Origin of the sequence: Methylobacterium aquaticum (genome assembly GCF_016804325.1) — a bacterium.
In the GTDB taxonomy this organism is placed as follows: Bacteria; Pseudomonadota; Alphaproteobacteria; order Rhizobiales; family Beijerinckiaceae; genus Methylobacterium; species Methylobacterium aquaticum_C.
Genome location: NZ_CP043627.1, coordinates 2616976 through 2629052, shown reverse-complemented (window position 1 = coordinate 2629052; position 12077 = coordinate 2616976). Strand labels below are relative to the sequence as shown.

Here is a 12077-nt window from a genome sequence, read left to right as displayed (position 1 = left end):
CTTCGATCAAGGGACTGCTTAGGGTGGGAAGCGGATGAGGAGCATGGTGGGCCTTCAACTGCGTGAGGTCACGAAGGACACAGTGCGCGCGGTATGTGCGTTGGAGGTCCGCGACGAACAGAAGGACTATGTTGCGTCGAACGCGCTCTCCATCGCTCAAGCGCATTTCGAGCCGAGCGCGGTGTTCCGCGCAGTCTACCTCAGCGAGCAGCCCATCGGGTTTGTTCAGTGGCGAGAGGCTGAGACGCCGGGGACGGTCATCCTCTGGCGCTTGATGATCGACCGACGACACCAAGCCGGAGGCCACGGCCGGGATGCACTGGCGCTTGCCTTGGCGCAAATGAAGTCGAGCGGGTTCGCGACGGTCGAAACGAGCGTGATTTTGGGACCAGAAAGCCCTCTCAATTTCTACTTGAGCCAGAATTTTGAGGAAGTCGGTCGAACGACGCCAAATGGGGAGTGGTTGTTAAGGCGGACTCTATAGCCGTCCACCATACGTGTTGGTTCGAAAGCCGACATGCGACGGTCGAACAGGCTGGCTTCCGACCCCAAGCAGATTTCGTAAAAGTGGCTGCCTGTTTTGCGACAAAAATCTGCGACAAAACAACAAAATAGAGCATTTTACGACGAAGTGGATACCGGTTCTTCGTAGAAAATGCGGCAAAAATCAATGATTTAGAGAGCTTCGCGATTGCAACGCGATCGTGAAGTGCTCTAAGCGGACGAAGCGTTGGCCTGCCAACGCAAGTCTGCTTAACCCCGCTCGGCCCGCCATGCGGCGAGGAGCGCCGCTTCTTCTGCCTCCGTCAGGCCCGTGATCGGACCGCTCCCTGCCTTCAGCCAGTGCAGGGTGTCGCGGGCGGTCTCCTCCAGGGGCCGAACCGTCAGGCCCGCCGCGATGGTCGCCGAGACGTCGCGGGAGGCGTCGCCTATCGTGTCCGGCAGCGGGAGCGGTAGGGAGAACGGGCCCGACTCGCGCCCGACACCGTGGCGGTCGAGGAAAGCCTGATCCACCCACGCATAGGTGCAGGCCGAGCCGAGGGCGTCGGCGCAGCGTTCGAGGAAGGTGCGGCGGGTGCAGGCCGGCGCGACGGCATCGAACCGCCCGGCGAGGCCGCGCTCTGCCGCGCCGACGATCCAGGCCGCGAGGTCGCGCCCATCGATCAGCTGCACCGGGTCCTCGGGGGCTGCCGGCGCCAGCACCTCGCCGCCGCGGGCGAGCCGGGCTATCCAGTAGCCGAACCGCCCGGTCGGGTCGCCTGGGCCGACGATCAGGCCCGCCCGGCAGATCAGGGCCGTCCCGAAGACCCGCTCGCAGGCCACCTTGGCGGCGCCGTAAGGCCCGTCCTCCGCCGGTGCGAGGAGCGGCGCCGTCTCCGCCCGCTGCCCCGGCGTCTCCGTATCGGCATAGACGCTCGTCGACGACACGAAGGTCCAGTGCCCGACCCGGCCCTCGAGCGCCGCCAGCGCCCGCCGGACCTGGTGAGGCGCGCGCGCCACGTCCACCGCCGCGTCGAACGTCTCCCGCCCGAGGGCCGCCAGCCCGTCCGGCCGGTCGCGGTCCACCGCGACGAAGCGAGTCCCCGGTGGTCTCTCGCCCGACAGCCCCCGCGCGGCGCAGGTCACCGCGTGGCCGCGGGCGACGGCCTGCGCAGCGATCGCCCGCCCCACGAATTGCGTGCCGCCGAGCACCAGCACCCGCATGGGACGCTCCCGTCGAGACCGTCAGATTCCGATCACCTGCCGCATCGCCACCAGCGTGCGGAACGCACGCACGTTCGGATCGTCGTGGAACACCGCGCGGGTGAAGGCCTCGTACTCCGCCATGCCGGGCAGGCGCAGCTCGAGCACGAAATCGGCCTCGCCGGTCACGTACCACGCCGCCCGCACCTCGGGCCGCGCGCGCAAGGCCCGCACGAAGGCGTCGAGCCGGTCGGAGGTCTCGCGCTCCAGCGAGACCAGGACGTGCAGGCAGAGCGGCGTGCCGAGGACCGCCGGATCGACTATCGCCACGTCGGCGACGATGACGCCCTCCCGGCGCAAGCGCCGCAGCCGGCGCAAAACCGCGCTTTCGGACAGGCCGACCCGTTCGGCCAGGACCCGCGCCGGTGTCAGGTTGTCGGCCTGGACCGCGGCGAGGAGGGCGCGGTCGAAGTGGTCGAGGGTGACGGTTTCCGGCATGGCGGGGCCCGGTGACGGCGAAAACCGCCACAGATTAGCACCGTTTCGGCGCCAACCGGCGCTGGTCTCCGGCATGATCGAGGCATGACCGACGCCGCCTCCCCCTGCCCTTCCCCCGCGGCCTCGCCCGAGGCGATCGCCGCCTTCCTGCGCGGGCTCGATCCGGCCTATGCGCCGACGCCGCTCTGCACCCTGCCGGCCCTGGCCCGACGGCTCGGCGTGGCGCAGGTCCTCGCCAAGGACGAGAGCGGCCGCAGGCTCGGCAGCTTCAAGTCGCTCGGCGGCACCTATGCCGGGCTGATGGCGCTCGCCCGCACCGCCGGGACGAGCCCGGCCGATCTCCTCGCCGCGCGGCCCGCCGGGCAGCCGGCGCTGATCTGCGCCAGCGACGGCAATCACGGCCTCGCGGTCGCCGCTGCGGCGCGGTTCGCCGGGGCTCCGGCCCGGGTCTTCCTCCATGCAGGCGTGCCGCCGTGGCGGGAGCGGCGCATTCTCGATGAGGGCGCCGGGATCGTCCGGATCGCCGGCACCTACGACGATGCCGTCGAGGCGGCGGCCGCATCGTCCCGCGATTCTGCCGGCCTGCTGATCGCCGACACCACCGACGATCCCAACGATCCGGTCGTCCGGGACGTGATGGCCGGCTACGGCGTGATGGCGGCGGAGATCCGCGACCAGGCCGAGGACCGTCCGACCCACCTGTTCGTCCAGGCCGGCGTCGGGGGGCTGGCCGCCGCGATGGCCGAGGGCCTGGCCGGCTGGCTCAGCCCCCCGGGCCTCGTCGTGGCGGTGGAGCCCGAGCAGGCGGCCTGCCTCGCCCCGGCACTGGCCGCCGGCCGCCCGGTCCGGGTGCCGGGCGATCTCCACACCGCCGCCGAGATGCTGTCCTGCGGCGAGGCCAGCGCCCCGGCCCTCGCGGCCCTGGCGCGCCACGGCGCCAGGGTCGCGACCGTGACCGAGGCGGAACTGATGCGGGCCCCTACCCTTCTCGCCGAGGCGGGCGGCCCCGCGACGACGCCGTCGGGTGCCGCGGGCCTCGCCGGCCTGCTGGCCGTGCTCGCCGACCCGGCCCGGGCGGCGGAATTCCGCATCGACCGGGACAGCCGTATCCTCGTCCTCGTCACCGAGGCGGCCCCGCAGGAATCTCCGGAGGCGGCATGACGGCGATCGACCCCGCTCTCATCCAGGACGTGATCGCCTGGCGGCGCGACCTGCACGCCCATCCGGAATTCGGGTTCGAGGAGCGGCGCACTGCCGCCTTCGTGGCGGGACGCCTGCGGGAATTCGGCCTCGACGTCGCCGAGGGGATCGGCGGCACCGGCGTGGTCGGCACGCTCCGGCGCGGCCGCGGCACGAAGGTCGTAGCGCTGCGCGCCGACATGGACGCCCTGCGCATCACTGAACAGGGCACGCATCCCCACCGCTCGCGGGTCGCGGGCACCATGCATGCCTGCGGCCATGACGGCCATACGGCGATGCTGCTGGGGGCCGCCCGGCTTCTCGCCACCGAGGGCGGCTTCGACGGGACGGTGCGGTTCCTGTTCCAGCCCGCCGAGGAATGGGGCCGCGGCGCCCTGGCGATGCTCGACGACGGCCTGATGGAGCGCTTCCCCTTCGACGAGATCCACGGCCTGCACATCATGCCCGGTCTGGGCATCGGCCGCCTCGAGACCCGGCCCGGGCCGATCATGGCGGCGGAGGACAATTTCGAGATCGTGCTCCGGGGCGTCGGCGGCCACGCCGCCCGGCCGCAGAGCGGCCGCGAGGTCCTGGTCGCGGCCTGCGCCACCGTCATGTCGTTGCAGACGATCGTGTCGCGCCGCCTCGATCCGACGGAGGTCGGGGTCGTCTCGGTGACGGAGCTCGTCACCGACGGCACCCGCAACGCCCTGCCCGGGCAGGCCCGCATCCTCGGCGATGCCCGCAGCTTCCGGCCCGAGGTCAGCGCGGAAATCGAGCGGCAGATGCGGGTGATCGCCGAGGGAACGGCCCTGGCCTACGGTGTCGACGCCGAGGTCGGCTATACCCGCGAATTCATCCCCCTCCTCAACGATCCCGCCCTGACCGAGGAGGCGCTGACTGCCGCCGCCGGCGCGCTCGGGCCGCAGAACGTCGCCGTCGCGTCGGCGCCGCTCGCCGCATCGGAGGATTTCGCCCGCTTCCTCGCGCATGTGCCGGGCTGCTTCGTCTTCCTCGGCAACGGCGATTCGGCGCCGCTCCACAACCCGACCTTCGATGTCGACGACGCCGCCCTGCCCTTCGGCGTGGCCTATCACGCCGCCCTGGTCCGGCGCCGCCTGCCCGTCTCAGGTTGAGGTCCCGGATGCCCGCGATCGATGCCGCCCCGCTTCCTCGGCCGCCTCGCCGCCCTCGCCGAGATCGGCCGCGATGCTGTCGCCGGCTGGATGCGCGAGGCCGGATTGGCGGTCGACATGGCCAGGGCGGGGCGCGGCGGTGTCACGCCACCTTCTTCGTCTGCTCGAGCATGCCGTCTCCCATCGTGTGCTCGGAGTAGCGCTCGATCGGCTCCGGCCGGCCCATCAGGTATCCCTGCGCGGCCTGGCAGTCTTCCGAGATCAGGAATTCGAGCTCGCCGGTCGTTTCGACGCCTTCCGCGAGAACCGGCAGGCCGAGGCCGCGGCCCAGGCCGAGGACCGAACGGACGATGGCCTTGGTCTGCTCGCTCTCGTCCACCGATCGGATGAAGGAGCGATCGATCTTGATCTTGTCGAACGGGTAGGTCCGCAGGTTCGACAGGGACGAGTAGCCGGTCCCGAAATCGTCCATCGCGATGCGCAGGCCCAGGGCCTTGAGCTGCCGCAGGATCGATTGGGCGCGCGACGGATCGCGGATCAGTGCCGTCTCGGTGATCTCGATCTCCAGCCGTTCCGGTTTCAGGCCGGTCTGGAACAGGACTTCGTGGATGAGCTGCACGAAGTGGGGCGAATGGATCTGGACGGCGGAGACGTTGACGGCGATCGACAGCGGGGTCGCCCATCTCGCCGCTTCCCGGCAGGCTTCGCGCAGGACCCATTCGCCGATCTGCAGAATGGCGCCGCTCTCCTCGGCGATCGGGATGAACAGCGACGGCGACACCGCTCCGCGATCGGGATGGTGCCAGCGCAGGAGAACCTCGAAGCCGAGCATCTCGCCGCTCTGCACGTCGGTTTGCGGCTGATACACGAGCTGCATCTCGCCGCGGGCCACGGCGTGGCGCAAGTCGTGCTCGAGCAGGCGGCGCTCGCGCACCTGCGCGCCCATGTTGGCCTCGAAGAACCGGTAGGTGCCGCGGCCCTCGGACTTCGCCTTGTAGAGCGCGGTGTCGGCGTAGTTGATGAGCAGGTTGCGGTCGTCGGTGTCGTCCGGGTAGAGCGCGATGCCGACGCTGGTCGCCGCCATCGGAACGTTGGCATCGTCGCTGCCCGACCGGAGCACCTCGAGGATCTGCTCGGCGAGCCTCCCGGCCTCGACGGCGTGTTCGCATGGCAGCAGGATGGCGAATTCGTCGCCGCCGAGCCGCGCCATCAGCTGGTTTTCCTTCAGCAGCGTCGTGACGGACCGCGCGACGTTCACCAGCAGGGTGTCGCCGGTCGCGTGGCCGAAGAGGTCGTTGACCTCCTTGAAGCGATCGAGATCCAGGCAGAGGACGGCGAGCTTCCGCTTCGTCGCCTGGGCGACCTTCAGCTCCTGGTCGAGGCGTTCCCGGAAGCTCGCGCGGTTGGCGAGGCCCGTCAGCGGATCGTGGTAGGCCAGGAACTGGATCTGTCCCTCGGCCCGGCGCCGGGCACGCAGATCGCGAACCGCCACGGCGTAATGCGGCCGGTCGCCGTAGGTGATGGGACGCAGGATCACCTCGACGGGGATCGTCCCGCCTTCGGCGCAGACGAGCTCGACCTCGACCGCCTGGTCGGGATCACCGGCGAGCCCGAGCTGGGTCATCGCCTTCGGGAGGAAGCGGGACAGCTCCGCACCGATCAGGTCGGCCGCCGGCGAGCCGGCGAGCCGGCAGAAGCTGTCGTTGGCGTTGACGATCCGGTTCCCCTGGCAGACGACCAGTCCTTCGACGGCGGCATTGGCGAGGCTCTGCAGCCGCTCGCGCTGCAGCGACAGATTGCGGCGGTCGCGGATGTCGAGGGCGAGGGCGGCGCAGGCGAGGGACAGGATGGCGAGGCTCGCGCCTGCGACCCCGACGGCCAGCCAGCGGGACGGGATCGCCGCATCGGAGATGACGATGGTCGGGTCCGGCATGATCGTGACCGCGCCCATCGCCGTGAAATGGTGGCTGCAGATCGCGAGCAGCAGGAAACCCGCGCCGAGAACGCCGCTGCGCAGGCCGCCGGCTCCCATGGCCACGGCGAGACCGGCCGCGCCCAGCAGGCTGCCGAGAACCAGCGAGGCCGCGACGAGGAGCGGGTCCCACTCGACGCGCCCGGCGATCTCGTAGGCGGCCATGCCGGTATAGTGCATGGCGGCGATCCCGCCGCCGAGGATCACCCCGCCGAGAACGGGCGCGGCCGGCAGCCACCGCAGCTGCGCGATCGTCAGGCCGGCGCCCGTGAGCAGGACGGCGTAGACGAGCGACAGCGCCGTCAGACCGAGATCATACCCGCTCGGCAGCGCGGGTTCGAAGGCGAGCATGGCGATGAAGTGCGTCGCCCAGATTCCGGAGCCGCCGGCCACGGCCGCGATGCCGAGCCAGAGCCGGTGCAGCCATCCCTTCAATCGGCCGGCATGTCGCAGCAATCCGATGCAGGTGCCGGCAGCGACCGTGCAGACGAGGGCGGCCAGCCCTACCAACCAGAGGTCGTGCTGCTCGATGATACAACCATAAACTTTCAGCACGCCGGCCCCACGGAGTATCTCTCTTGAGCTGCGATCGATTAAATATGCTACTCACGCTAGGTCAATGATCGGCGGTCATGAGCCTGAGAGATTGACTAATTCGCAGTAAATACGAGATTGGACAGCCGGCTCGCGCGCCTGGACTGGGATACCCTTGGACTGGGATTCCCGGGCGGCGTGGGTCGCGGGCCCGGCCGGTTCCCGTTGCCGGCGGCGCCTGCCTCACCCCCTCGGAGCGCGGTCTCGGGCCCGATGAACAGATTTTCCAGAATGTCGAGGAGGTTTCGAGATCTGCAAGGACCCATCAGACGGGGTCCGAGAGCCTGTTTGAGAATAACCTCTACCCAAGACTTGAGGCGGGCGGGATCATCCTACCCTCTGCCTCATCCTGAAGGCCTGTTTGAGTCGTCAGGCCAGAGGATCTGACGCAGATGCTGCCAACTCTCCTCGTCATCCTGGGGCTCGCCGAAGGCGAGAACCCGGGATCCATAACCGCTGACCGTCCAGGATGATGCGGAACGCGGCCCGCTTTGTCCTGCAGCGTCAGCGGTTATGGATCCCGGGTTCCGCTGCGCGGCCCCAGGATGACGAGGAGGGTTTCAGTTCAATCAGCTCACTCAAACAGGCTCTGAGGTGTCAGCCGATTGAAAATCGGCTGACCTCGAAGGAGGGCTCCAGGGATCGCAGAGGCTTCTGGAAGCCTCCTTCGAGGTCAGTCGATCTTTGATCGCCAACACCTCAGAGCCTGTTTGAGCAGGATTTTTACCCAATATTTGAGGCGGACGGGATCATCCTACCCGCTAACCTCATCCTGAGGTGCGAACGAAGTGAGCCTCGAAGGAGGGCTCCAGGGATCGCAGAGGCTTCTGGAGCCCTCCTTCGAGGTCAGTCGATCTGCGATCGCGTGCGATCTCTGATCGCCAACACCTCAGGATGAGGTGGAATGGTAGGATATCTCCTGATTTTTCTCAGTTTTTGTCAAATCACGCTGCTCAAACAGGCTCTCAGGATGAGGTGGAAGGAGAGGATATCCCATGATCCCTTTCAGCCTTGGTCAGACCGATCCGCTCGGACGGGCTCCGACAGGGGCGCGGCCGGTCCTGCGCAAGGCAATGCCGGTCCGGCCGTGACGGGACGTCCGGACGATCGCCGCCGGACGTCCCGTCCTCGACCCGCGCCCCGGCTCACGAATCCTCCCGCAACGCCTCCGCCACCCGCGCCTCCAGGATGTCCGGCCGGCGCAGGATCAGCGCGCCGCGGGTGCGGTCGACGAGGCCTTCCTGGGCCATCACGGTGAATTCCCGCGTCACCTGCTCGCGGCGGCAGCCGATGCGGGCGGCGAGCACGTGGTGGTAGGGCGGCGGGCTCACCGCGCGCTCGCCGTCGCTGCCGGGCCGGGGCGTCGAGAGGCGCAGCAATTCGGCGTAGAGCCGGTGGCGCAGGTCGAGGACCGCGTGCTCCATCAGCCGGGCGTTGAGCATCCGCACCCGCTTGGCGAGCAGCCGCAGCAGCCGGTCGGCGATCGGGGGGGCGGCGAACACGATCTCGCGGAACACCGCGGCCGGCACCACGCACAATTCACCGCGGGTGAGCGCCGTGACGTTGGCCGAGCGGCTGACCCCGTCGATGGCGGCGAGCTCGCCGAAGAACTCGCCGGCCCGCATCTCGCCCAGGATCACCTCCTTGCCGGATTGCGTCCGGTTGAGGATCCGCACCTCGCCGGAGGCGAGGAGGTAGACGTCGGTCGAGGCGTCGTCGAAATCGACCAGGATCTCGTTGGCGTCGAACCGGCGCCAGATGCAGCGCGATTCGTAGGAGGTCAGGTCGACGCCCGCATCCTTGAAGAAGGGAAACCCTGCGAGCCGACCCATCTGTTGCCCTCGACCCCGCGGATGCGGGTGTTGCCCGTTTGTCTTAGCCCGGCGCGGCCCCGCTCGCCAGGGTGCGACGGCGGCGGCAGCCGGGTCGGGGGCCGATCGGCGGAGGATTGTCCAACGGTTTACGCCTTCACGATCGTCGCACCCGTTAGTTCATGCCGGGCCATCACGTTGCGGGTATCGACGACGAGCCGGGCGTGCTCGGCCACCAGCCGGTAATCGACGCCGTCATGGTCGGTGGCGATCAGCACCGCGTCGACGGCCCGCACGGTGTCGGCGGTCAGGGGCTGCGAGCGCCGCCCGGCGAATTCCGGATGCTCGCGCGTCGCCGGCACGACCGGCACCAGGGGGTCGTGGTAGAGCGCCCTCGCCCCCCGCGCCTCGATCAGCCGGATCAGCTTCAGGGCCGGGCTCTCGCGGGTATCCTCGACGTTGCGCTTGTAGGCGAGCCCGAGCACCAGCACCGTCGCGCCCGAGAAGGCCCGGCCCGTGCGGTCGACGGCGGCGGCCAGGCGCTCGACCACGTGGTAGGGCATCCGGGTGTTGACCTCGCCGGCCAGTTCCACGAACCGGGCCGGCACGTCGAATTCCCGCGCCTTCCAGGCGAGGTAGAACGGGTCGATCGGGATGCAGTGGCCCCCTAAGCCCGGCCCGGGCTGGAACGGCATGAAGCCGAAGGGCTTCGTGGCCGCGGCCTGGATCACCTCCCAGACGTCGATCCCCATCGCGTCGTAGACGAGCTTCAACTCGTTCACGAGGGCGATATTGACCGAGCGGAAGATGTTCTCCGTCAGCTTCACGGCCTCCGCCGTCGCGGCCGAGGAGACCGGCACCGTGCGCACCACGAGCGCGCCGTAGAGCGCCTCCGCCAGGGTGCGCCCCGCGTCGTCGTCCGCCCCCACCACCTTGGGGATGCGGGCGGTGTCGAACTCCCCATTGCCCGGATCCTCGCGCTCCGGCGAGTAGGCGAGGAAGAAGTCGTGGCCGGAGCGCAGGCCCCCCGCCTCCAGGATCGGCCGCATCACCTCGTCGGTGGTGCCCGGATAGGTGGTGGATTCGAGCACCACGATCTGGCCCGGCCGCAAGACGGCGGCGACGGCCCGGGCCGTCGCCTCGACGTAGGACAGGTCGGGCTCGCGGTGGCGGGTGAGCGGCGTCGGCACGCAGATCAGCACCGCGTCGGGCTCGTTCAGCCGCGCCATGTCGCCGGTGGCCGCGAAGGTGCCCGCCGCCAGCGCCGGCCTCAAGCCGTCGCCCGGGATGTGGTGGAACGTCCCCTCGCCCCGGTTCAGCGCCGCGACCCGGCCCGGATCGATGTCGAAGCCGAGCACCGAAAAACCCGCCCGGAGCGCGGCCAGCGCCAGCGGCAGCCCGACATAGCCGAGGCCGACGATGCCGATCAGCGCCCGGCGCTCGGCGAGGAGCCGGCCGAGGCTCCCGGAAGGGGACGGCGTCTCGCAGGGGGGCGTCATCGCGGGTCCGTGCTCGGCGGTCATGCTCCCGCTTAAGGGCGCGGGAGGTTCCCCTGTCAACTCGGGGCGCCGCCGGCCGGGTCACGCGGCGAACGCCCTCGCGGCGACCGTCTCCTGGCTGGTCAGCGCCTCGGCCATGGCCCGGGCCTGCCGGGCCGGGCCGGGCCGGCCGCCGGCCTCGCGCATCTCGGCGGCGAGCCGCCACAGGGCCGGATCGTCGTCGATGACGGCGACGGCGCGCTCGAGCACGAGCGCGGCGTCCTCCCGGCGCCCGAGCCCGATCAGGATCGAGGCCAGGAGCTCGGTCCAGGCGCCGTGATGCGGCTCGGCCCCGGCGGCCCAGGTCGCCAGGGTCAGGGCGTCCTGCGGCTTGCCGGCGTAGAGGGCCGCGTAGGCGGCCATCCACAGGTTCGAGGGCGAGTCGCGGTCGAGCGAGAGCGCCGTCATCGCCATCGCCAGGGCGTCCTCGAAACGGTGCGCCCCGACGAGCGCCTGGGCGGCGACGCGGGCGTGATAGGCCCCGAAGCCGCGCTCGGCCGCGATCCCGGCGGCGGCGTCCGCCGCGGCCGCGACCTTCTGCTGCCGGTACAGGACCATCACGTCGGCGGTGCGCCGGCCGGCGGGCGAGCGGCAATCGCTCTCGAAATCGTCCGCGAAGGTCCAGTGGTCGTGGTCGTTCGGCCATTCGAACAGGCGGTGCTCGGCCATGATCGAGATCACCACGTCCGGCCGCTCCCGCTCTACCGCGTCGAGGTAGACCCGGTGGGTGACGCCCGCGAAGGTCGTGCGGCCGAAGCTGCGGGCCCAGAACTTGGCCTGCGCGGTGGCGTAGGAATCGTGGAAGATCAGGGCCGCGGTCGCCGGCGCCGTGTCGGAGCGCGTGCGGATCACCCGGTTCCGGAGGACGGTGGTGTTCCTGGACACCGTGTGGGCCCGGTGCCGGCCCCGGATCACCGCCAGGGGGATCGTCTCCGGCTGCCCTTCCGGCTGCCGCAGGATCGACAGGTCGCCGAAGGCCTGCTTCGTCGCGAAGGTCACGTCCGCCGGCTCGACCACCCGGACGTCGAGGTCGCGGGCGATGGCGCGGCAGACCGTCAGGTAGTTCCGGTAGGCGCCGTACTCGGTCCAGTGCGTGTCGTTGCGGCGGTAGGTGCGGTGGAGGATCGGGTCGCCCGGGTCCGCATCCCCCGGGACGAGGTCCGGCAGGGCATAGTGCAGCCGAACCCCGTCGGTGCCCGCCAGGGCGGCCCGGAGCACGGGGAACGGCGCCTTGATGCGGCCCCGCAGGTCGTCCGGCAGGTCCTCCGGGCAGGCCACGTGGGCGCCCGGGACCACCACGACGTGGTAGCGGACGCCGCGCCGGGCGAGTTCGCGGGCGCGCCGGGCGAGCGTCGCCGTCCACGACGCGAGGGCACCGTGCCGGATGCCGGCCAGGTAGTACTCGTAGAGGCCGACCCGGCTTTCGTCGCCCCGGTAGTAGAACTGTCCGTTCCGCCCCTCGATGGGCGTTCCGAGATGCGGCTGGAGATCGATCATGGTCGTGCCGGTGGCGTGGCGGGCGATGCCGGGATCCGGCGCGCGGCGGGACCGGCCGCTCGCCCGCCCCTGAGGCGGGATGGTCCGACGCGTTGCAATCATTAATTGTGCTTGAGAATTGATGCAACCATTCTCGCCGCGGCGGCGGTGGGAGGGCTCGCGCTCCGGG

Annotated in this window: 9 protein-coding genes; 3 read left to right on the top strand and 6 right to left on the bottom strand. The window is 70.2% G+C overall.

All coding sequences use genetic code 11. The features are described from left to right. Positions 1-43: 43 nt before the first annotated feature. Positions 44-484, top strand: a complete 441-nt coding sequence (locus F1D61_RS11870; protein WP_203158059.1) for a GNAT family N-acetyltransferase — start codon at positions 44-46, stop codon at positions 482-484. A gap of 269 nt (positions 485-753) precedes the next feature. Here F1D61_RS11870 and F1D61_RS11865 read toward each other — a convergent pair whose 3' ends face one another. Further along, a complete protein-coding gene (locus tag F1D61_RS11865) occupies positions 754-1704 on the bottom strand; it encodes an NAD-dependent epimerase/dehydratase family protein (RefSeq protein WP_203158057.1) in 951 nt (316 codons plus the stop codon). 21 nt (positions 1705-1725) lie between these two features. Continuing rightward, positions 1726-2181: an Lrp/AsnC family transcriptional regulator gene (locus tag F1D61_RS11860; protein WP_203158055.1), complete on the bottom strand. Its 456-nt coding sequence runs from the start codon at positions 2179-2181 to the stop codon at positions 1726-1728. Positions 2182-2265: 84 nt separating this feature from the next. Here F1D61_RS11860 and F1D61_RS11855 point away from each other — a divergent pair, with 84 nt between their 5' ends. Then, on the top strand, positions 2266-3342 hold the full coding sequence (locus tag F1D61_RS11855) for a pyridoxal-phosphate dependent enzyme (protein ID WP_203158053.1): 1077 nt from the start codon (positions 2266-2268) through the stop codon (positions 3340-3342). Then, a complete protein-coding gene (locus F1D61_RS11850; RefSeq protein WP_203158052.1) occupies positions 3339-4496 on the top strand; it encodes an amidohydrolase in 1158 nt (385 codons plus the stop codon). Before F1D61_RS11855 ends, F1D61_RS11850 begins: the two co-directional genes overlap by 4 nt. A 142-nt stretch (positions 4497-4638) precedes the next feature. On the opposite strand, the gene F1D61_RS11845 is transcribed toward F1D61_RS11850, so the two are convergent. From F1D61_RS11845 to F1D61_RS11830, 4 genes are all read right to left on the bottom strand, one after another. Further along, the gene (locus F1D61_RS11845) at positions 4639-7023 is read right to left on the bottom strand and encodes an EAL domain-containing protein (RefSeq protein WP_203158050.1); all 2385 of its coding nucleotides are present in this window, start codon (positions 7021-7023) and stop codon (positions 4639-4641) included. Positions 7024-8207: 1184 nt separating this feature from the next. After that, positions 8208-8894, bottom strand: a complete 687-nt coding sequence (locus F1D61_RS11840; RefSeq protein WP_203158047.1) for a Crp/Fnr family transcriptional regulator — start codon at positions 8892-8894, stop codon at positions 8208-8210. Positions 8895-9022: 128 nt separating this feature from the next. Then, positions 9023-10372 (bottom strand): nucleotide sugar dehydrogenase, encoded by a 1350-nt coding sequence (locus tag F1D61_RS11835; RefSeq protein WP_203158045.1) that lies wholly within the window; start codon positions 10370-10372, stop codon positions 9023-9025. Positions 10373-10453: 81 nt separating this feature from the next. Further along, positions 10454-12010 (bottom strand): alginate O-acetyltransferase AlgX-related protein, encoded by a 1557-nt coding sequence (locus tag F1D61_RS11830; protein WP_203158044.1) that lies wholly within the window; start codon positions 12008-12010, stop codon positions 10454-10456. Positions 12011-12077: the final 67 nt, after the last annotated feature.